This window comes from Shewanella rhizosphaerae, from assembly GCF_019457655.1.
Lineage (GTDB): Bacteria > Pseudomonadota > Gammaproteobacteria > Enterobacterales > Shewanellaceae > Shewanella > Shewanella loihica.
In genome coordinates this window covers 3,879,253-3,900,899 of the sequence record NZ_CP080420.1, presented here as the reverse complement: position 1 = coordinate 3,900,899, position 21,647 = coordinate 3,879,253, and the positions used below count along the sequence as shown (strand labels likewise).

Below are 21,647 nucleotides of genomic sequence, written 5' to 3'. Positions count from 1 at the left end.
GTGTTAAGGTAACCGGGTTATACTGGCTCACGAGGGTATCGTGAGCGTTAGCTACTTTACGTGTTTTGTCGGCGACTTGCATTAAGCTATTGCTAAAATAGTGAGCTTATCCCAAGTTTGTCACTGGGATAAATTCGCTAAAAAAGCCGTCCGACTTGAAAGTAGACCCGTTCGCCCCCATTTAGTTTTCAATCAATTAGAAATTTCGTCAGTTTGTGAGGTCAGCGTGTTTTTCATCCTATTGATTATCTTTGTTCTCATTCCCGTTATTGAGCTCAATGTGCTGATCCGCGTTGGCGAAACCTTAGGCAGCTGGACAACTGTGGGCCTGGTTATCTTCACCGCCGTGGTGGGGGTCTCTCTGGTGCGCAGCCAGGGGATACATACCCTGATGCAGGTGCAGCAGAAGCTGGCACGCGGCGAGGCGCCGGGTCAGGAGATCGTCGAGGGAATGATGCTGGCCATGGCCGGTCTATTGCTGCTGATCCCAGGTTTTGTGACCGACTTTATCGGCCTCCTGCTGTTAACCCCACTTACCCGTGCGCCCATCGCCGCCTTCCTCTATAAGCGGATGCAGGTCAAGGTGAGTCAACAGGGAGGCTTTCACGGCCAGTTTGGGCAGGGGCCATTTGGGTCAAATGGTTCGGCCGGTGGCCGCTCGCCCTTCGACCGCTCTCCCTTCGATGAGCAGGGCAACACCTTCGACGGCGACTATGAGCGCAAGCCAGATCCTTCCGATAAACTCGATGAAGAGCGTCAGTTAGGCGACAAGCCTGATGGCGATAAGGCGAGCGATGAGGACAAGCGCGAGCCGAAGTAAATCGGCTTAGCCATTAGGCTTACAGTTGAGCCATCACTCATCCAGCTGGGCGATCACTTTCTTGGGATTTCTGGGGTAGAAGTGGTCCGCCTTCCTGTCGACATGTTGAAAACGGCGGGTGTTCTTGTAGGGCAGTTTCATGAAGCCCGACACCCCTTTCCCCTGAATCTTATCCACATGGCTGAGGATCCTGTCTAGGCTCGCCCTGAAGGCCGCCTGTTTACGGGGATTCAACAGACGCAGATAACTGTGTATCTTCATATGGTTAGGTAACACCTCGAAGATGATGCAGCCGGTGTGGTGGATCTGGTTGATCCAGCCCAGCTCTGTCATGATCTCCTTGGGCAGCTCCAGATTTTCATCCGGGTCGCGACCATCCTCGAAGTAGGAGTGCAGCCGGGATTTATCCTCCAGCGAAGGCACATCGCCCACCTCAAAGGGCAGCTGCTGATCAGGGCTTGGCCTGAAGGGTTGGCTGGTGTCGTCACGCTCTAGATGCAGGGTGTCGCGGGCGTTGAAGAAGCAGGCCTTAAACACCCCGATACGGCGGATGCCCCGCGCCAGGGTTACCATGTTGTTCACCGCCAGGATGAGCGCCGCCTTCTCCTCGGCGTTATAAGTGGCCAGGTTAGAGTCGATAAAGACCCCGGACTCCTGCCAGTGGATCGCCAATCCGCCTACCAGCGAATATTGGCCCACCCGGCTGACCGCGGCGATAAAGCCTTTCTCGGTATCTCCCATGCCCGCCATGAAGTTGCGGTAGTACTTCTCCAGCTGGAGATCGTCCATCTTCTCTATCGGCTCATCCTCGTTGTGCTCCCGCAGGAAGGATTTGCGCGAACTGTAGGTGACCGTCTCCACATCTTTGGCCTGCTTGAGGGTCCATACCGGGATCTCAGGCTGCAGCGGCGCCATGGGCAGATCCGGCAGATGCAGACGATGGCTATGGGCCATGCTCTTGAGAAAGTAATCCCCGGCCCGGTTACGGGTGGCGGGATCCTCGCTGAGCATGCCGTCTAATGTACGGGCCAGTTCTATGGGCAGGCCTATGCTGCTGGCGGGGATCACCTTGCTGCCGAATCGGCTGGCCTGACCCGAGGCCAGGGCATAGAGAGTCGCAGCCACCCCTTGCTCGTCGAACCTGGGGCTGGAGAGGGCGCCGCTAAGCTGCTCCTCACCGATGAAATAGACATCCCCCATGCGGGCGTTGGTGTGTTGCTGGTCACTGGAGAGCAGATCCATCACGTTGCCGTTGACCGGATTGCCCTCGCCGTCACGCTGGGCAAATACCGCCGAGCCCCAGTCGATCAGCGAGAGATGATCCCGCTCCATGTCGTACACCAGGTTAGAGGGCTTGATGTCGCCGTGTACTAGGGGGCGGCCGTTGTGCAGATAGTTGAGGATCTGCGCCAGCTGGCGGGCGATACTGACTATGATGCGCGCCGGTAGGGCGCCATGCCTGAGGCAGAGCTTGTCGAGATCTTCCCCCGGCGCCCTGGCCATCACCAGGATCCCCTGCTTGCCCACATGTTCAAACTTGATCACCGGCGGCACATTGGGGTGGATCACCTGGGAGAGCATGTAAGCCTCCTCCTCCAGTCTGTCCTGGATCTGTTGGGGCAGGGTGATTCGGGAGAACTTGAACACGTGCGCCTGGCCGTGGCCATTGATGCCGGCGAACACGAAGCCATAGGCGCCCTTGCCCACCAGTTCGATATCTGAGTAGCCCAGCTTGCTCAGTTGCTGTTTACAGAGTCTTATCCACGCCCTGTGTTTGCGGGCGTCATCGGCCTTGAGCAGGTAGATAGACTGCTCTTCGGAGATATAGAAGTGTTGTAGCTCAGGGCTGGGGGCTTGGCTGTTGGGCATGGGTCATTTCACTGAATATCGATATGTTTTTATAGCAAGAAGCGGCGGCCAGGCACAATAGCTAGATTTTTCAGCAGTGCGATGCCTAACCGATATTTTCGTATGAGATGTTGACCTATATCAATTCTGTTACATACACATACAGGTAACCTGAAGCTAATATAAAACTAAGCTTCATTTTTGAGCGACTTTGATGAGTGAGGAGGGCGAAATGACGGAACTAAACAAAGCCCTATTGATTGAATTATTAGAATATCCGAGGAAGCGCATCGTGCAGTCGATGGAGCTAAAGTTTTGTCCTCACGCGGGTTTTTTCAATAGCACAGACCCCCAGTGCATCCATTGCTACCAAGGGATGGAGTGCGTCTGGATGAACCATAACGACGAGCTGGTGGCCGTCGAACGCAAGTCGGTTGCCGAGCTGAAGCAACAGCTGCTGATCGCGGTCGATTTTATCGACTCCAGCCTTACTCCCCATCACCTGTCGCGCCGTAACTGCGAATGTGAAAACTGTGTCTGGCTCAGACGGGTACAGAAAGTCTTGGATATTCAATAACGACCAAGAGAAAAGCTTGCCGAAATAATCGGTAAGCTGGCATCTTGGCCGACGAGAGATTAGAGTAGCCTGCATAATGAGACACTTGCTTATGCGGAGCTAACGATGCAACCCAGTTTTTGGCACGACAAATGGGCCTCACAGCAGATAGGTTTTCATCTGGACGAGGTCAACGCCCTTCTTATCGACTATTGGCCGCAGCTCAAGTTAGCTGCCGGCAGCCAGGTCTTCGTTCCCCTGTGTGGTAAAACCTTAGATCTCTGTTATCTGGCCGAGCAGGGGCTAGAGGTGATCGGCTGTGAACTGAATCAGAGCGCGGTGGAGCAGTTCTTCAGCGACAATGACCTGCCGGTCGAGCGACAATCGAGCGGCGAGCATGAGTGTTACCGCACCGAGCAGGTGAGCATTTACCAGGGGGATCTGTTCCGTCTGCCAAAGGAACCCCTGGAGGCGGTGAGTGGCTTCTATGACAGGGCGGCGCTGATCGCCTGGCCGCCTGAGATGCGCCTGCAGTATGTGGAGTGTCTGGCCGGATTATTGCCGCCTAAGAGCATAGGCTTGCTGATCACCTTAGACTATCCCCAGGAAGCGTTAAACGGCCCGCCATTTGCGGTATCCAATGCCTGGATCCAGGCGCACATGAGCCCCTATTTCGAGATCGAGTGCCTTAGCACCCAGGATGTGCTGGCCGAGAACCCAAGGTTCGTGAAGAAGCAGGTGCCCTGGCTGACCGAGTCTGTCTATCGTCTGGTGAGGCGTTAAGCTACAGAAACTTAAGCTAAAGAAACTTAAGCTATAAAAAATTAAGCGTTAGAAAGTAAAAAGGCGACCTAGGGTCGCCTTTTTCATCAGAGCCTGAGGCTCATCGAATTAGAAGTCGTAACGAACACCTACGGTGAAGATGTTGTCGTCTTCTAGGTCAACTTTAACGCCACCAACTTTGTGATCGCCTTCGTACATTGCATAGTGACCGTAGATCAGAGTTGATTTAGCTACGCGGTAGTCAGCACCCACAGTGATGTTAGTCACGTTGATGTCAGTACCAGCTACACCAGAGATGTTTTTGTAGTACTTACCGAAACCAGCTTCGTCTTTACCGTACTCAGCTTTCAGGTTAACGCCGTTCAGGTTGTAGGCAACGTTTACGAAGTAAGTGTTGTTGTCTGTAGAACCGTCTTTAACGCTTTCAGAGTTTTGGAATAGACCGCCAACTTTGAAGTCGCCTAGCTTAACTTGAGCAACACCACGGTATGCGTCGATACCAGAGATGCCTTTGTTGTAAGCTACTGCAACATAGTAGTTTTGTGCCTTGAACTTCTTGTCACCCAGAGTCGCGCTTAGAGCGTACTGGTCATCAGCATTTTCAACGCCAGCCTGGTTGTTGTCAGTCATCAGGTAAGTCGCGTTCAGAGTGATCAGGTCAGCGATCTTTGGAGAGTAGTACCAGATACCGTCAGCGCTACGAGTTTGCGCGCCTACCAGACGGTCGATATCGGCGTTTGAGTTACCGAATAGGTCGATGCCACCTTCAGATTGCTTGAATACTGTGTCGTTACGACCAACAAGCAGGGTACCGGCTGCGCTCTTAAGACCTAGGAATGTGTTACGAGCCTTGAATACGTCACCTTTAGAAGAAGTATTCTCAACTTGGAATTCCATTTGGTAGATAACATCGATACCGTCAGAAATCTTTTCAGAACCTTTCACACCTAGGTGTGAGAAGTTGTTCTCAAGAATAGTACCATCTTTACCTTCTTGAGTAGTTGAACCCTTGTCAGAGTTAGTTAGGGTTAGGTCTAAACGACCGTAGAAGTTAGGGCCATCGGCTAGCGCGCCGAATGAGGTCAGTGCAATAACAGATGCTACTGATGCAGAGATTAGAGATTTTTTCATGTATTGTGCTCCCAAGAACTGAGTTCTTTTCCATTTTTTAATGGTTATTAACATAGTTTCCATAATTTGCTCCGAGGGTCCGTTCTCGTAACAAAGTTGGCCAGAAGTTTACAGTTTTATGGCAGCAAGAGTGTGGCGCAGATCAAATTTCTGCTTATCAAGGTTAGCTTTACGAGGAATTTGTGACAGATCTGTCTCATCCGTTTAAAAAACAGCCAATCCTTGTAAATTTAACGTATTACGCCTACTCCCAAAGGGGTATGCACTCTGCTGTTGATGTAAACAAACTGTAACTTATTAAGAAGTTGCTAAAATTGTAGGCGTTCTACTTGAGAAAGCATAAATATGTTTAAAAAGTGTGCGCTTACGCACAAATATTGGCGCGCTGAATAGTCCTTAGGGATGGTTTTAATGCGGGGTTAGCTGCTAGGAGCTTCAAGTCATAAGCTGATTGGACTCAATTTTTGTCGGGACAGCTGCTGATAGGCTGAAACCCAAACATCTTAAAGCCCGTTAATCTCTTTAGGCCGAATCCAATTATTTTGGCAGCGTCAGAGTGAAACTGGTGTTGCCGTTGCGACTCTTAGCGCTAACCTTTCCGCCGTGTATATCCGCAATAGACTTGACGATAGCCAGGCCCAGGCCTGTGCTGCTACCTTCTCTTTGTCTGGCCGCCTCGACTTTATAGAAGCGGTCAAATAGGTGGTTGACATGCTGCTCAGGGATGGGCGTTCCCAGATTATTGACCTTCACGTATGTCGCCTCAGGGGTTTGTGCTATGCCGACGGTTATTTCAGATCCGGGCTCGGCATGGCGCACGGCGTTACCTATGAGGTTACTCAGCGCCCGCTGCATCATTCCGCTGTCGGCATCGATCTCGACACTGCCATCTCTGACGATGGATACATTCTTTTCATCGGCGAGTACACTTAGATAGTCGATTACCTTGTCGGCCTCTTTATCCAGTGCAATTTTTTGTTTCTTGGGCGCAATTAATCCATTGTCCGATTTGGCCAGCCACAACATATCATTGACCATGACGGTGAGGCGCTCCAATTCTTCCAGGTTGGAATAAATTAATTCTTGATATTCCTCAGTGCTGCGAGACTGACTCAATAGGACTTCATTCTGCATCGCCAATGCCGTGAGTGGTGTCCTAAGCTCATGGGCGATATCCGCCGAGAAGTGGCTAAGGCGTTTGAAACCGAGTTCAACTTCACCAATCATGTGATTGAAGGCGGCGATCAATTCCGACAATTCAATGGGGGCTAATTCGGGTTTCAATCGCAGATCTAGGCGTTCGGTAGTTATGCCACTGATCTCTTTACTCAATCGTTGCAGTGGCCGCAGTCCGAACCTTATGGCCAGCCAGGCTGCCAATATGGTTAGCAGCCAAACCAGAAACAGTGTCGACCAGAGTGTCCGGTGAAATTCGCTTAGAAATGCCAGGTGAAAATCGATGTCGTTGGCAACGACTAACTTGCCGCTCCGCCCATCGGGAAGCGTCACCCCGAGCAGGGCGCCTCGTAAGTGTTGCTCTTGTACTTCAACGACAACTAAGGCTGAGGCTTTGACGCGTTCTTTGGCATCTAGCAGGAGAAAATGGGAAAGATCAGACTCTTTATTGCTATAAATCAACTGATTGTCACTATTGTAAAGCGCATAAAAGATGCCGTGATGGCCGACAACCGCCTGGGAGAGGGCGGTATCAATCTGATGGCGATCTTGAGATTTCGACAGTGAGCTCAGCATTCCCTTCACCGAGTCTGCTACTACGTTCAGTTCATCCTCATCCTGATGTAGGAAATGCCCTTTGACCTGAGAGTCGATCATGACCCCAAGCAGTAAAAAGCAGGCGAGCAGTGTGCCGCCCACTAAATAGAGAGTACGGGTTTTGAGTGAGATCTGAGGATGACGGGTAAACATGTCAGGCTTCCGTGTCCAGTTTATATCCCATGCCGCGTACGGTATGGATAAGCTTTACCGAGAAGGGATCGTCAACCTTGGCCCTTAGGCGCCTGATGGCGACATCGATCACATTGGTGTCGCTATCGAAATTCATGTCCCATACCTGAGATGCGATGAAAGAGCGGGTGAGCACTTCACCCTGATGGCGTACCAATAACTCGAGTAGGGAAAACTCCTTATTGGTGAGATGCAGTTTCGTTTGTTCCCGGCTGGCCCGGCGTTTTGTTATATCCAGTTTTAACCCATGAAGGGTTAGGGTGTCAGACTGAAGCTGTTTCGTGCCTCTGCGTAATAGGGTTTTTACACGTGCCAGCAGTTCGGCAAAGGCAAAGGGCTTTACCAGGTAGTCATCGGCGCCGGATTCGAGCCCGTTGATCTTGTCTTCCAGGCTGTCCTTCGCGGTCAGGAACATGACCGGGATATCTGAATTGTTGAGGCGGATTTTTTCGAGGATTTGCCACCCGTTCAAGTCGGGTAGCATCACATCGAGAATAATGAGATCAAAATGCTCAGAGATGGCGTAGTGATAGCCATCTAAGCCATTTCGATACAGGCTGATGGTATACCCGGCTTCTTCCAATCCCTTCTTGAGATAGTCGCCTATCTTGATCTCGTCTTCGATCACTAATATTCGCATTTGCCCGCAAGCCTTTAACTTGTTTAAGCCGATTTGCATATTTAACCATGCAATTGCTCACATAAGATCAAGATTACAACTTTGTAATCATTACGTCATTTCTCGGTCAGGTACCGGCCACTATCTTTAATTTAGACACCTAGATATTAGGCATCCAAATAAAATACCTAAAATGCGAAATGAGTATGGACATGAAAAATAGTGCGACGTTTAGTCTCAGCCGCCGCCGTTTTGTGCAAGGGTTGATCGCTGGAACAAGTGTTTTGGGCACCAGTATGCCCAGCTTTGCCATGGGAAAACCTACCGCCTATGGCACAAGAAGCCCCGATGTGTTGACAGGGACCGAGTTCGATTTAGTGATCGACCAAGGGCCGGTTAATTTTACCGATCAAGCCAACACTGGGATCATGATAAATGGTTCTATTCCCGCGCCGACCCTGATCTGGCGAGAGGGTGACCTCATTACGTTGCGGGTGACCAACCGATTGTCTGTGCCCACATCCGTGCATTGGCACGGCATTATCCTGCCCTATCAGATGGATGGGGTTCCCGGGTTGAGTTATTCGGGGATCGCACCGGGAAAGACCTTTACCTATAGATTTCGGGTACAGCAATCGGGCACCTACTGGTATCACTCCCATACTGGCTTCCAGGAGATGTCAGGTATGTACGGAAGCCTCATTATCCTGCCTAGAGAAGGCGACGGGGTGAAGGTTGATAGGGATTTTGTGGTGCAGCTATCTGACTGGACTGACGAAAATCCGATGCAAGTGTTCGCTAAGCTCAAGCAGCAGAGCGATTACTACAACTATGCCCAGCCAACTATGGGCGACTTCTTCGAGGATCTATCCCGTTACGATCTTCGTACCGCGTTGGCGAAACGTGAGATGTGGAATGAGATGCGGATGAATCCCACCGATCTTGCCGACCTGTCGGCGTCCACGCTCACTTACCTATGTAACGGACAGCCGCCTAATGGCAATTGGACGGGCATTTTTAAGCCAGGTGAAACCGTACGTCTGCGATTTGTGAATGGGGCGAGTAACACGTTTTTCGACGTTCGTATTCCCAGCCTTACCATGACGGTTATTCAGGCCGATGGGCAAAATATCGAGCCTGTGTCGGTGGATGAATTCCGCTTTGGCCCTGGCGAAACCTACGACGTGTTGGTTACTCCTAAGGATGATGCCTATACCATTTTTGCCCAGTCGATGGATCGAAGCGGCTATGCCAAGGGAATGCTTGCGGTGCGCGATGGTTTATCGGCTCCCGTTCCTACACTCGATAAGATCCAATGGCTGACCATGGCCGATATGATGGGGGCTATGGGCGGCATGGACCACTCCTCTATGCAGCATGGCGGCATGCAACACCAAGGGCATGAGCAGTCGATGAACCAAAGCATGGCTATGGAGCATGGCATGTCGATGAATCAAAGTATGTCGATGGATCATAGTCAGCATCAAGGCATGCATTCGCTTGCGACCCCATCTCAGAAGGTGCGTCATGCCGCTAGCGAATATGGTCCTTCGGTTGATATGCGCGTCGATATGCCGAGAACCAGCCTGGAAGACCCAGGCGTTGGGCTGAGAGACAATGGTCGCCGGGTGTTGACCCTAGACGATCTTTGCTCTGTCGATGGCGTACTGACTGACACAAACATGCCTGTTCGGGAGTTGGAGCTTCACCTTACCGGCAACATGGAGCGTTACACTTGGTCTTTTGACGGACTGGAATTTGGCAAGAGTACGCCGGTCGCCCTCAAGCACAATGAGCGGGTTCGTATCATTTTACAGAACGATACTATGATGACTCACCCCATGCACTTGCACGGGATGTGGAGCGATCTTGAAGATGCTCAAGGACAATTAAGGGTCAGGCGTCACACCATTCCCGTACAACCCGCCCAACGTATTAGTTTCTTAGCCACGCCACAGGAGGTCGGGCGCTGGGCTTGGCATTGTCACCTGCTGTTCCACATGGATGCCGGTATGTTCAGGGAGGTGCTTGTATCATGAAAAATGCCTACTTAGTGAATGTAATTGCCGCATCCCTGATCTCGCTTTCAACTCAGGCGGTAGCGGCGGGTGCTGCTATATCGAACGAAGCTGTGCCTAACAGAGCTGTGTCAAACGGTGCTATGTCCAACATGGATGGCGATAAGATGTCAGCAAGGATGAAAACCGCTTCAATGCCTGCCATGGCAGAGATGCAGGGTGGCGATGCACCAGCTGATAGCCGCGATCCCCATGCCTATTCAGGGGGATACAGCCTGAGTAATGGTCCCTATGCCCTGCCCGAATCACAACGGATTCGGATGGCGGACGAAGCTGCCTTTTGGGCGGTCATGGGCGAACGTCTTGAATACGATAACGATGACAATATCGCCTTCGATCTATCGGCTTGGTACGGCGGAACCTACGACCGTTTATGGCTGAAGCTAGAGGGAGATTATAGCCAAGATGGACTCGAGGAAACTCAAGCAGAGTTGCTCTGGGGACATGCCATCAGCAGCTACTTCGACTTTCAGCTGGGGACACGCTTTGACTACTACGCAGAAGGTCAGAACCGTCAATGGCTGGCCGTTGGCGTGCAGGGGCTCGCTCCCTACTGGTTCGACTTGGATCTGACCGCTTATCTGGGAGAGCAGGGGCGCAGTGCCTTGAGTCTGCAGGCCGAGTATGAGTGGCTGCTGACTCAGCGGCTGATTTTACAACCCCGCGTCGAGCTGACCCTATATGGCAAGGATGATCCGCAAAACAGCTTAGGCAGTGGTCTATCCGATGCCAGTCTTGGCCTCAGATTACGTTATGAGTTTTCTCGTCAATTCGCACCTTATGTGGGTATCGAGCGCAGAGAAACATTCGGCGCAACCGCCGATTATCTTGAAGCGGCCGGAGAATCTGCTGGAGACACCCGTGTACTGGCGGGTATTCGATTTTGGTTTTAACCCTATTCGTCAAACGACAGAAGGAGTCACCCATGAAAACTAACATACACACTTCCTTAGTCGCCGTATCGGCGCTCTTATTGTCATTGTCGGCTCAGGCCCATGATCCCAAGGAGCATATGACAAACGGCGAGCAACCTGACTGTGCGGCCATAATGCAAATGGACCAGAGTCAGATGCATATGAATCAAGATCAGATGCATAAGAGCCAGAGTCAGATGCAGATGAACCAAGAACAGATGCATAAGGGCCAGAGCCAGATGCAGATGAATCAAGATCAGATGCATAAGGACCAGAGCCAGATGCACATGAATCAAGATCAGATGCATAAGAATCAGAGTCAGATGCATATGAACCAAGGCCAGATGGATATGAATGATCCTGTGATGCAGGCGTTGAGAGAAAAGTGCATGAAGGAGCAGCCTCAAGATAAAGATGAACACCACATGATGGACCAGCATGGTAATGGCCATTCACAGGGATAATTGGCTATCAGGTTTGCCGTTGAGGCGAGCCGAATTTATAGAGGAGTAATAATGGCATCGAGAGTAATGATTTCTGCCAAGAGTCTGTTGATAGTCGGGCTGTTGGGCGTGGTGGTGTTGGCAGGGTACCTGTACTCGGGGCTCTATCCCATTGGTGCAGATACGCCGCACAACAAGTTAACCTTTTGGGCATTGGAGACCCTGAGAGAAAACTCGGTGGCGCGCGCGGCGAAAGCGATCCAAGTCCCTGCCGACTTAGGAACACCTTCACGACTGTTAGCGGGTGGTCCCGATTACAATGAGATGTGTTCTGGGTGTCATCTCAGGCCGGGGCGGACTCAGAGTGATTTCACTCAGGGGCTTTATCCCTCGCCGCCCAACCTGAGTCGCCTAAAGGCGGGTGAAGAGGATATTGCCCAAAGACGTAAAGAGCACTTTTGGATCATCAAACATGGCATCAAGGCCTCTGGAATGCCTGCCTGGGGGCCGACCCATGATGATGAGCGGATCTGGAACATGGTGGCCTTCCTGGAGCGATTGCCCGAGCTGTCTTCGGAGCAATATCAGATCCTGACGGCAAGAGGGGAGCAAGACAGCGGCGGTCATCACTGACAGTGCCTAAACAAGGTTAAGTTTTAACGCCGATGTTGTATGGCGCAAGGACGTTGTTTTTACCTCACGACGTCGTCATAAGCAGGCTTAAGCCAGCATCAGTTAGGGAGAGGCCGAGCGCCATCTAAGCCTCGACCACTGAAGAGGAAATAGGAGGGTAAAATGAAATTAAATGAAACGGCATTTGCCTTTGCCTGTGCACTTGCCTTCGCCTTAATCTGGATAGTCTGTTCCCTCTTGGTGGTGGCTATGCCCATGATGATGTCTGACATGACGGGGCACATGCTACATACCAACTGGCAAACCATGGGGTGGCAGATGAACTTCAGTGGATTTGTGCTTGGGGGCATAGTCTGGGCACTGGTTGCCGGTCTAGTCGGATGGTTAATCGCGATCTTTTACAATCGATTTTCCACCAGTGACTGACGAGTGGGCAGCTGATTCGATAGCTGATTCGACAGTAAGCAGTTCTTACACAGAGCTAATGTCATGTAACGTAAAAGGCGGCCTTGGGGCCGCCTTTTCTTATGCTGATAGACTTAGAAGTCGAAGCGCATACCTATTGTGACTATGTCATCACCCAGATCTTGCTTCATGCCAGCCAGTTTCAGGTCGCCATCATATTTAGTGTAGTGACCATAAAACAGTGTGCTCTTACTGATACGGTAGTCGGCACCTATGCTGAACTGTTGTAGATCTACGTCTGACACGGTTTCCATGCCCGCGCCGCTACCACCCACATAACGCTTCACATACTTGCCCAGACCCGAATCGTCCTTACCGTACATCGCCTTAAGCTTCAGGTTACCCATCACATAGGCGGCATTGATAAAGTAGGTATCGCCTTCTAGGTTGGCGTACTTGCTGTCCACGTGATCACTGTTCTGATACAGGGCGCCCAGAATCACCTGACCCAGCTTAACCTGTGCCACGCCGCGGTAGGCTTTCACGTCGTCGATGTTGTCGTTGTAGGCCGCGGCAACATAGTAGTTTTGGGCCTTGAGCGCCTTATCACCTAAGGTAGCGCTGAGGGCATACATGTTATCTGGCGCCACGCGCTCGTTGCCGTCATAGGTCACATAGTTGTCTTCCATCAGGTAGGTGGCATTAAATGTGATGAGATCGGCGATCTTAGGCGAGTAGTAGGTGATACCGTCTGCGGTACGCGATTGACCGGCGGCCAGCAGATCGATATCTGAGTTGGTATTACCGAAGAGGTCGAAGCCGCCTTCGGATGCCTTAAATACGGTGTCGTTACGACCCACAAGGGCGGTACCAATGACGCTTCTAAGCCCCAGGTAGGTGTTACGTGCGGCAAAGGTGTTGCCTGAGTTGTCATAGTTGCTGACACCAAACTCCATCTGATAGATCACTTCCAGGCCGTCGGCGACTTTTTCGCTGCCCTTCACCCCTAACCAAGAGAAGTTGTTCTCTATGATGGTGCCATCTTTCTGGTTTTGAGTGGCGATGCCATTATCCGAGTGAGTGAAGGCAAGATCGGCACGGCCATAGAACTGAGGACCGTCGGCGAGCGCGGTGAATGAGGTGGCTGCGAGGGTGGCGAAAATGCTTGCCGATAGAACAGATTTTTTCATTGTCATCTTCCTGTAGCGATTATGGCCATCTCAAAGAGGGCCTTTGATTTTTTTAGCTAACGAGAGTCATGGGCCCAGAGGGAGCTTTCTTGGCCGCTTATGCTGTGTCGCGGCGTCAGTGTGCCCAGAAGTGCAATGTTGAGATGTGATCCGTGTCGCAAATCATTGGTTTTGCGTGAGTTTTATCATGTTATTTTACATTTAAAAACAGTGGGTTAAATTGCTATTTACCCTGTGTCACCCTCTGCTTGCCAGGCTGCTGCAATCGCCCCATAGGCTTAACACTTGTCACCGTTTTTCTTTTTGGGATTTTGCCTGGGATTGCGGTAAAATCGGCGGGTTTTTAGTTATCTTACCGGAGCCCACCTTGAGCCAACCTGAACTCTCTGACGCCTATCTCAATCGCTTTGCCGGCATTGGCCGCCTATATGGCGCTAAGGCACTGACCCGATTTGCACAGTCCCATGTGGCTGTGGTCGGCATTGGCGGAGTAGGTACCTGGGTAGCCGAGGCGTTGGCCCGTAGTGGCATAGGCGAGATCACCCTGATCGATCTCGACGATATCTGTGTCACCAACACCAACCGCCAGCTGCACGCCCTCAAGGAGACGATAGGCGAGTCTAAGGTGGCCGTGATGGCCGAGCGTATCATGCAGATCAACCCAGAGTGCCGGGTCAATCAGGTGGAAGATTTCATCACCACAGATAACCTGAATGACTATTTTACCGGTCGCAAGCAGGGCGGTAGCCTGGACTATGTGGTCGACTGTATCGATGCGGTCAAACCTAAGGCGGCGCTGATCGCCCACTGTAAGCGCCAGAAGCTGCCGATAGTGACGGTAGGCGGCGCCGGCGGTCAGACAGATCCTACCCAAATCCAGGTGGCGGATCTGGCCAAGACCTATCAGGATCCTCTGCTGGCCAAGGTGCGTAACCTGCTGCGCCGCGAATACAACTTCTCTAAGAATGTGCAGCGCCGTTTCAGTATCGAGGCGGTGTTCTCCACCGAGCAGCTGGTCTATCCCCAGGCCGATGGCAGCGTCTGCAACGTCAAGGCGACGGCCGAAGGCAGCATGCGCATGGACTGTGCCTCTGGCTTTGGCGCCGTCACAGTGGTGACAGGCAGCTTCGGCTTTACTGCCGTGAGCCGGGTGCTGACCAAGCTTGCCACCAAGGCATAGCCGATATCGCCTGCTGGCCTGAGGCGTAAATCACCAAAAACTTGATTTAAGTCTAAAGTCACCCTTTGGTCACTTGTTAGACTCAGTCGACATTTTTTGCTGGTGATTGATTATGAAACAGGCCCTGTTAAATCGATTCTTACGCTATGTGCAATTTGATACTCAGTCTGACGGGCGTCAAAGCTGCTGTCCCAGTACCCAGGGACAGATGGCGCTGGCGGATCAACTCAGAGAGGAGCTGATCAAGTTAGGCTTCAGTCAGGTGGCGCTTTCCGCGACTGGCTATCTGACGGCTCTGGTGCCCGCGACAGTTGAAGGGGTTCCGCCCATCGGCTTTATCGCCCATCTGGACACGGCGCCCGACTTTAGCGGCGCCAATGTTCGTCCTCAACTGATCGAGAACTATGATGGCGGCGATATCCCTCTCGGCGCGCAGCATAGACTCTCTCCCGAGGAGTTTCCCGAGTTAGATCACTACCTGGGGCAGACGCTGATCACCACAGATGGCAGCAGCCTGCTGGGCGCCGACGACAAGGCGGGGATCGCCGAGATCATCACAGCGCTATCGAGCCTTCTGCAAGATCCCGACAGTCGCCATGGCGATATCTATCTCTGTTTCACGCCGGATGAGGAGATAGGGCGCGGCGCCGATAAGTTTGATTTCGACGCCTTCAAGGCTGAGTGGGCCTACACGGTAGATGGCGGCGAGCTAGGTGGGCTGGAGTTCGAAAACTTCAACGGCGCCACGGCCGTGGTAACCGCCAAGGGCAACAACTGCCATCCGGGTTCTGCCTATGGCGTCATGGTCAACGCCCAGACCATGGCGGCGCGTTTTCATGCCAAGATGCCGCTGGGCGATACCCCGGAGAACAGCCTGGACTACGCCGGCTTCTTCCATCTGATTGAGATGAAGGGGGTGACCGAAGAGGCGCAGCTCACCTATCTGATCCGCGACTTCGACCTGGATCAGTTTGAGCAGCGCAAGCGTTGGCTCACCGAACGGGTCGAGGCCTGCGACGCCCAGCTGCAGCAGGGCTCATTAAGCGTCAGCATCACTGACAGCTACTACAACATGCGCGATCAGCTGATCCCCCATCCCCATATCGTCGAGATCGCCAAGCAGGCGATGACTGACCTTGGCATCACTCCCAAGATCAAACCTATCCGCGGCGGCACCGATGGCAGTCGTCTCTCCTATATGGGGCTGCCTTGCCCTAACCTGTTTACCGGTGGCCATAACTTCCATGGCAAGCATGAATTTATCTGCCTGGAAGCTATGGTGAAGGCGACCGAGGTGATCATGGCGATCTGCCATCTGACGGCCAAGCAGCTGAAAGCCTGATGAGTGCTTAAAAGCCTGATGGGTTGGAGAGGTTGAGCTCGACGGCCTGATTGTCCAGTACCTCCACCGGGAAGCTCACCTCGAAACAGGCCCCGCCCAGCTCGCCGTCGTCGCGATAGCGAATATTGCCCTGGAGCAGGGTGACGGCGTTGAACGCGGCGGACAGGCCTAGGCCGGTGCCGCCCTCTGAGCGCGTGGTGGTATAGAAGGGCTCGAAAATATGGCCGGTGGCCTCGCTGTCGATCCCCGGTCCATCGTCCTGAATACAGATCTTGAGCATTCCCGCATCCACCTCGGCATCTATCCTGATCTTTCCTTGGCTGCGGCCCTTGAAGCCGTGGGCATAGGCGTTGGAGAAGAGGTTAGTGACTATCTGCTTAAACAGGCTCAGGTTGGTGAGTATGTTGAGGTCGGGATCGACCCTATATTCCACCTCGGCCAGCTTGTCGCCGTAGATGAAGCGCATCGACTCGTGGTGCTCTTCGAGTCCCTGTTTGAGATTGATGCTGCGCTTATCCTCCAGGCTCTGCTCGGCCGCTATGGTCTTGAACTTCTGGATCAGGCTGCTGGCACGGGTGATGTTGCTGATGATCAGCTCACAGCTCTGCTGGTACTCTTCCAGGATGGCGTTGATCTCCTCCAGGGTCGCGTTCTCGCTGTGGATCAGCTTGATCAGCTCCTCGATATGGATCAGCTGGGTGCTGGCGGCGGTGAGACAGATGCCTATGGGGGTGTTGATCTCGTGGGCCACGCCAGAGACCAGGCCGCCGAGGGCCGCCATCTTCTCCTGTTCGACCAGCACCTGCTGGGCTCGCTTGAGCACCAAGAGGGACTGTTCCAGCTCCTGGGTGCGTTCCTTCACCTGGCGGGCCAGCTCATCCTTGTAGCTACGTTCCAGTTCCAGCAGGCGCTCGCGATCCGCCAGGGCTTCCTGTAGCTCCAGCTTGGAGGCCTTGATGTCGTCGAAGGAGCGCCTGAGTTGTTGCTGCATCTTGTTTATCGCCTCGGCAACCAGCCAAAACTCGTCATTCTTATGGCTGTCCTTGACGAACACCAGGGGCTCGAATTCGCCTTCCAAGTTGATGTTTTGGCTATAGTCGCTGAGCTTATGCAGGTGGCGAGTCACCAGATACCAGACCAGGAAGAGGATGAAGCCGGCGACGATAAAGGTCTTGATGGCGTTGGAGAGCAGTATGACGATGGCGCGATCCAGCAGTTTCTCATACACCACCCTAAGGTCTGCCTGCACCAGCAGGGTACCCACGTCGATATTCTCGTTGCCCGAGCTGTAGACCAGCTTAAAGCTGCGCTCTATGGTGTTCTCCGGCGTGGCCGTGCCCGCCTGCCAGTGTTGGCCGCTGTCGTCGTCTATCTCTATATAGGTGATGTCCGGCAGCTGGATCAGGCCGTCGATCTGGGTGTTGATCAGTCGCTCGTCGATCACCCAGATGCTGGCCGCCAGCACATCAAGATTGACCTTCTCTATGCTGTCGAATTGGCGGGTGATGCGGTTGACGTCGCTACGATAGTCGTTGATCAGCTGAAAGCCTGTGGTGAGCAGGGTGATCAAGGAACTAAAGAGGATGATCGACAGGGTGAGCTTTCTGCCGATGGGACTCTTGAGTAGCTGCGCTGTGTGGTTTGCCATTTATGGGTTCGCTTATCCTAAGCACCATAAGAACGGCCGACAATTGACGCTAGGTGCAGTGTCCAGATCACATAGCTTTAAGCATAGCCTGATTATTATCTTCTGCTCGGGCAAAGGGATAAAAATGTCGCCAAGATGATGTTTGTAAAGTCTTTATGTGGCGCTGCGTGTTGGCATTTTACTTGCAGTTATTCCACTTACTGCAGGTTTTTTGACACTAGGTATCAAGATGGAAAAAGTAAATCTGATGCTGTTTAAACAGACGAGTCCCAAGCAAGTGATCTTTAATTTGATGTTGTGGCTGACCTTGATCAGCGCCGCCTTACTCTTTGCGCCCACCTCCTTGATGCAGACCCTGAGGTTAGAGCTGCTAGTCAACCAGTATGCCCACTTCATCGGCCTAGGGCTGATTGTCGGCGCCGCCTATCTGCTGACCCAGGTGACCAACTATTTTCTCGACGAGGCGATCAAGCACCTCAAGGGCAAGCGCACCAAGGAGACAATCGAGAAGAAGGTGAGGCTGCTGGATCCCACTGAGCGCGCCCTGCTGAGAGAGTTCTTCCTGCAAGGGGAGACGGTACTGACACTGCCAGAAAATGAGGCCGCGGTGCAGAGCCTGCTGCAAGCCAACATCTTGCAGTATCTGGGCAACAAGCAACAGTACGCCATCCACGGGCCGACGGCAGACTTTAAGATCGCCATGGAAGCGAGATCCCATCTCAATCGCCAGGTGTTGCGGCTGCCACAGGGCGAGCCTAATCAAGAGCAGTTACAGCTGCTGATCAAGGCCAGACCCCACTTTATTCACAGTGTGGTGCCGAGCCGCAAGCACGCCGCCTAATCTCATTTTGGGGATTTGGTAGGAACTGTGTAGGAAGTCGGGTGTGAAAACACTGAGCGCTAGATAAAAAAGTGGGGGCATCAGCCCCCATTTGCATTAGAAATATGATTTTCTGGACTTCTAAGTCCTATCTATTCTGGTTTCGACTTCGAGATAAACAACCACATGATGTATGACATTATGCCAATGGTGGTGAAGATCACTATCATAGATAGCAGGCCAATGGGGTTACCGAACATTAAATCTAACCAAAATGCCATGTGAGAAATCCTCTTTCGCAGCTGTTTATATCGTTGTCTGAAGCTAAATTAGCGCGAATGGATATGAGAAATGCTGATCTCGATCAATGAATGCTGTCAATTTGATAGCGCCCTATCATCGTTTTGCTGAATTTTGTGAGCCTGGTGGCAAATTTATCCCCTGCGAACAGGGCGATTGTGACGAGTTTTAACCGCTTAGGATGAAAAATCGGCAGTCGGTAATAAAGGTGTCGCAAAAGGCTTGCCATTAGTAAAAGCAAAGGTATAATTCCGTTCACTTACTCGAGACAGAGAGTAAGGTCTGATTGATGAGCCGGAGTGGTGGAATTGGTAGACACGACGGATTCAAAATCCGTTTCCTTCGGGAGTGACGGTTCAAGTCCGTCCTTCGGTACCATTATCAGTTGCTCTCCTCGAGAGAATAGCGGTAAGATCAGACAGACAAGATGCAGATGTGGTGGAATTGGTAGACACGCTAGCTTCAGGTGCTAGTGGCTTAACGGCCGTGCGAGTTCAAGTCTCGCCATCTGTACCAACTTGTTGATGCACTCCTCTCTAGAAGAGATAATAACCTGCTTAATAGCAGGTTTTTTTATGCCTGAAATTTGTGTCTGTTTGAAATCTCGGCAGCCGCCATTTCTCTGTAGTTTTTTTTTACCCCGCTTGTAGCCTCTGCACTCGCCACAATCTATGCTCGCACCCTAGGCACTCCATCTTACTATTTTGCGCCTTGCGTGAATCAGCCTTTACCGTAAGGAATAGGGGAGCGCTTGTCTGGTTAGACAATGTTCTAGTACTTAGGGGAACTGATGGGTCCTGAGGAGGAAGTAACCAGGACTAAAAAAAGAAGCATCCATGCTTTGGGAGTATAGCTAAGGTTAAAAGAGGTGGGTGCCCGTCTCTTGACGCCGACCTCAGGGGTTAACTCTGCTTACTGAAATTGATAGCTCAGGGTAATGCCAAACTGCCTGCCCCGAGCCAGGGTGGCCAACTCGTCGCTGCTATAGAAGTAGCTCTCGTTGGTGAGGTTTTCGCTCCACACCTTGGCCGACAGGTTCGGGGTGATCTGATAGCGCATAGCGGCCTCGACCAGGTTGGCGGCATCGCGGGTCAGCTCGCCCGAGGCGGGCTCTTTCACCGGCGCCAGGTAGCGATAGCCTGTGCTGAAACTAAAGTCAGACCATCTGTATTCCATGTTGACGCCAAGCTCGTTGCGACCGGCATCGGCCAGGCGATCGCCCTCGTCGCTGACGGCGTCTATCCACTGGCCCGTACTGCCCAGGGTAAACTGCTCGCTAGGGCGCCAGTCGATGCGATATTCCAGCCCCTTGATGCTGCCGCTGTCGACGTTGCGATAGCTCAGCGTCTCCTCGGCGATGCTGACGCGCTCGATATAGTCGCTGACGCGGGAGTAGTAGGCCGCCAGCTGCCAGGCGAAGTCGCCATAGACATCGGTCAGGGTCAGCTCGGCCGTGGTGGATTTTTCTGGCACCAGGTCGCTGTTGGCCACTATGGTGCCGCGCCCCGTGCTGCCGCTGTAGTAGTGTTCGGTCAGCGAAGGGAAGCGATAGGCGTTGCCCAGGTTAATCTTCCACTCCTGCTGCTCGCCGCGGGTATAGACGGCGCCGATAAATCCGGTGACGGCGGTATCTGAGTGATCCTCTGCCCCCTCGCCGGACTGTTGGTAACGCGCGGCGCGAATGCCCGCCACCAGTTGCCAGCTATCCAGCTGAGTGCTGGCGTCGGCAAACAGGGCGTATTCATCCTGGCTGGCATCGATATTCTGCTGCAGGCTGGTGCTGTCATTTTTCAGCGAGCGCTCGAACTCCGAAGCCTTGACGCCACGACGGGCGATATAGTCGGCGCCCCAGCGGCCATTGAAGTCGCCGCCTTGCCACTCCTTGACCCAGTGACCACCAAGATCCAGCGACTCGTTACTGACGGTGTTGACCCGTTTTGCCGGGCGTATGGTCTCAGTCTCCAGGCTCTGGTCGTGGGCGAACAGGCTCAGGCTCCAGTCGTGAGGCCGCGTTAGGCGCCATTGCAGCAGGTGGTGCTGCTCTTCTGGGTAGGAGACGATCTTCTTGTTGGGATAGTCCTTGCTGGACTTACCTATGTCGTCGCCATTGCTGTAGAGGTAGAAGGTGTCGCTCTCCAGGCCATTGTCGAATGCCCAGTGGTGATCGATCAGCGCAGATTGCTGATCGAAATGATCATAAAGGGTGTTGCCCTGCACATCTTCGCTGTTGCCGGCGTGTTGTCTCGACAACGCCACCGACCACTGCTCGTTACCGGCTTCCAGGGTCTGCTGATCATACTTGGCATCGGTCAGGGTCAGGCTGGCCGCCACATTGTGGGCGTGCTTGGGGTTGAGCTGCACCAGACCACCCAGGGCGCCAGAGCCATAGTAGGTGGAGGAGGGCCCCTTGATCACATTGACCGACTCGAGAAGTTGCGGCGGTATAAATGAAGCTGTCGTTCCGGCCCGGCGTTCTGTGTAGAGCGGAATGTCACCGATAAAGGTTGGCACTCGCCAACGGGACATGCCCCTGAGTCCGACGGTTTGAAAAAGCCCTCCCTGGCCGACAAAACTAATTCCGGGAACGGAATGCAACAAACGTGCTAGGTTAGTCGGGGTCGAATCGCTGTCGTCCGGATTAAGGGTATTGACGTTCGCCGTCGTGGCAACAGGACTCTGAGTGGCATTCCTGTTGCCATTGATGGTGATACGTTCAATCGACTGCGCGGCCAACCCCGATGAAGAGGTCAACACGAGGAGCGATGTGAGTATCGATGAAGTGATTCTGTTCAAAGATAAAGACATGCGGCTTACTCCAGTGTGCTTAGGGGCATACCTTAGCAAGGCGCTGGCCCGGCAAACTGACAAAGATCAGTTGGCCAAAACTATTTTTCCTAGGCAAGTAAAAGAGCCTGAGGAGAGGGGCGACGGATGAGCGGGAAAATTAGATTGAATTCACCCAGTTCGATGCA

The 21,647-nt window shown here is 52.7% G+C and carries 19 protein-coding genes and 2 tRNA genes; 13 read left to right on the top strand and 8 right to left on the bottom strand.

The features are described 5' to 3' along the window. The first annotated feature begins 226 nt into the window (after positions 1–226). The gene (locus tag K0I63_RS16855; RefSeq protein ID WP_220072320.1) at positions 227–820 is read left to right on the top strand and encodes an FxsA family protein; all 594 of its coding nucleotides are present in this window, start codon (positions 227–229) and stop codon (positions 818–820) included. Between the two features lie 33 nt (positions 821–853). On the opposite strand, the gene K0I63_RS16850 is transcribed toward K0I63_RS16855, so the two are convergent. Further along, complete coding sequence (locus tag K0I63_RS16850; RefSeq protein ID WP_220081789.1) at positions 854–2,689, bottom strand: protein kinase domain-containing protein; 1,836 nt, start codon at positions 2,687–2,689, stop codon at positions 854–856. Between the two features lie 211 nt (positions 2,690–2,900). Here K0I63_RS16850 and K0I63_RS16845 point away from each other — a divergent pair, with 211 nt between their 5' ends. After that, the gene (locus K0I63_RS16845; RefSeq protein WP_011867058.1) at positions 2,901–3,245 is read left to right on the top strand and encodes a hypothetical protein; all 345 of its coding nucleotides are present in this window, start codon (positions 2,901–2,903) and stop codon (positions 3,243–3,245) included. A 105-nt stretch (positions 3,246–3,350) separates the two neighbouring features. After that, a complete protein-coding gene (locus K0I63_RS16840; RefSeq protein WP_220081788.1) occupies positions 3,351–4,007 on the top strand; it encodes a thiopurine S-methyltransferase in 657 nt (218 codons plus the stop codon). Between the two features lie 108 nt (positions 4,008–4,115). Here K0I63_RS16840 and K0I63_RS16835 read toward each other — a convergent pair whose 3' ends face one another. From K0I63_RS16835 to K0I63_RS16825, 3 genes are all read right to left on the bottom strand, one after another. Further along, on the bottom strand, positions 4,116–5,138 hold the full coding sequence (locus tag K0I63_RS16835; protein ID WP_220083485.1) for a porin: 1,023 nt from the start codon (positions 5,136–5,138) through the stop codon (positions 4,116–4,118). 537 nt (positions 5,139–5,675) lie between these two features. Beyond that, entirely contained in the window at positions 5,676–7,064 is a 1,389-nt protein-coding gene (locus tag K0I63_RS16830) for a heavy metal sensor histidine kinase (protein ID WP_220081787.1), read from the bottom strand. 1 nt (position 7,065) lies between these two features. After that, entirely contained in the window at positions 7,066–7,743 is a 678-nt protein-coding gene (locus K0I63_RS16825; protein WP_220081786.1) for a heavy metal response regulator transcription factor, read from the bottom strand. Positions 7,744–7,928: 185 nt separating this feature from the next. Between K0I63_RS16825 and K0I63_RS16820 the strand changes: the two genes are divergently transcribed. The 5 genes from K0I63_RS16820 (at position 7,929) to K0I63_RS16800 (ending at position 12,216) form a co-directional block, all read left to right on the top strand. Beyond that, positions 7,929–9,761 (top strand): copper resistance system multicopper oxidase, encoded by a 1,833-nt coding sequence (locus tag K0I63_RS16820; RefSeq protein ID WP_434086778.1) that lies wholly within the window; start codon positions 7,929–7,931, stop codon positions 9,759–9,761. A 146-nt stretch (positions 9,762–9,907) separates the two neighbouring features. Then, the gene (locus tag K0I63_RS16815; protein WP_434086777.1) at positions 9,908–10,693 is read left to right on the top strand and encodes a copper resistance protein B; all 786 of its coding nucleotides are present in this window, start codon (positions 9,908–9,910) and stop codon (positions 10,691–10,693) included. 32 nt (positions 10,694–10,725) lie between these two features. Further along, the gene (locus tag K0I63_RS16810; protein WP_220081783.1) at positions 10,726–11,178 is read left to right on the top strand and encodes a hypothetical protein; all 453 of its coding nucleotides are present in this window, start codon (positions 10,726–10,728) and stop codon (positions 11,176–11,178) included. Between the two features lie 51 nt (positions 11,179–11,229). Then, a complete protein-coding gene (locus K0I63_RS16805) occupies positions 11,230–11,790 on the top strand; it encodes a c-type cytochrome (RefSeq protein ID WP_258406899.1) in 561 nt (186 codons plus the stop codon). Between the two features lie 162 nt (positions 11,791–11,952). After that, positions 11,953–12,216 carry a DUF5676 family membrane protein gene (locus K0I63_RS16800; RefSeq protein ID WP_011867049.1) on the top strand — a complete coding sequence of 88 codons (264 nt, stop codon included), beginning with the start codon at positions 11,953–11,955 and terminating at the stop codon, positions 12,214–12,216. Between the two features lie 113 nt (positions 12,217–12,329). Here the strand turns inward: K0I63_RS16800 and K0I63_RS16795 are convergent, their stop codons facing one another. Beyond that, on the bottom strand, positions 12,330–13,385 hold the full coding sequence (locus K0I63_RS16795) for a porin (protein ID WP_220081782.1): 1,056 nt from the start codon (positions 13,383–13,385) through the stop codon (positions 12,330–12,332). Between the two features lie 367 nt (positions 13,386–13,752). On the opposite strand from K0I63_RS16795, the gene tcdA reads away from it, so the two are divergent. Further along, positions 13,753–14,565 (top strand): tRNA cyclic N6-threonylcarbamoyladenosine(37) synthase TcdA, encoded by an 813-nt coding sequence (gene tcdA / locus K0I63_RS16790; RefSeq protein ID WP_220081781.1) that lies wholly within the window; start codon positions 13,753–13,755, stop codon positions 14,563–14,565. A gap of 112 nt (positions 14,566–14,677) precedes the next feature. Further along, the gene (gene pepT / locus K0I63_RS16785; protein ID WP_220081780.1) at positions 14,678–15,907 is read left to right on the top strand and encodes a peptidase T; all 1,230 of its coding nucleotides are present in this window, start codon (positions 14,678–14,680) and stop codon (positions 15,905–15,907) included. Positions 15,908–15,914: 7 nt separating this feature from the next. On the opposite strand, the gene K0I63_RS16780 is transcribed toward pepT, so the two are convergent. Beyond that, complete coding sequence (locus K0I63_RS16780) at positions 15,915–17,555, bottom strand: sensor histidine kinase (RefSeq protein WP_011867045.1); 1,641 nt, start codon at positions 17,553–17,555, stop codon at positions 15,915–15,917. A 229-nt stretch (positions 17,556–17,784) separates the two neighbouring features. Here K0I63_RS16780 and K0I63_RS16775 point away from each other — a divergent pair, with 229 nt between their 5' ends. Next, a complete protein-coding gene (locus tag K0I63_RS16775; RefSeq protein ID WP_011867044.1) occupies positions 17,785–18,396 on the top strand; it encodes a superinfection exclusion B family protein in 612 nt (203 codons plus the stop codon). A 131-nt stretch (positions 18,397–18,527) separates the two neighbouring features. Here the strand turns inward: K0I63_RS16775 and K0I63_RS16770 are convergent, their stop codons facing one another. Then, a complete protein-coding gene (locus K0I63_RS16770) occupies positions 18,528–18,656 on the bottom strand; it encodes a DUF3149 domain-containing protein (RefSeq protein ID WP_011867043.1) in 129 nt (42 codons plus the stop codon). Between the two features lie 312 nt (positions 18,657–18,968). On the opposite strand from K0I63_RS16770, the gene K0I63_RS16765 reads away from it, so the two are divergent. Together K0I63_RS16765 and K0I63_RS16760 are read left to right on the top strand one after the other, a co-directional pair. Continuing rightward, a tRNA-Leu gene (locus tag K0I63_RS16765) sits at positions 18,969–19,053 on the top strand. Positions 19,054–19,104: 51 nt separating this feature from the next. After that, positions 19,105–19,191: transfer RNA gene (locus tag K0I63_RS16760), tRNA-Leu, on the top strand. A gap of 396 nt (positions 19,192–19,587) precedes the next feature. Here K0I63_RS16760 and K0I63_RS16755 read toward each other — a convergent pair. Continuing rightward, the gene (locus K0I63_RS16755; protein WP_220081779.1) at positions 19,588–21,429 is read right to left on the bottom strand and encodes a TonB-dependent receptor plug domain-containing protein; all 1,842 of its coding nucleotides are present in this window, start codon (positions 21,427–21,429) and stop codon (positions 19,588–19,590) included. Positions 21,430–21,647 lie beyond the last annotated feature (218 nt).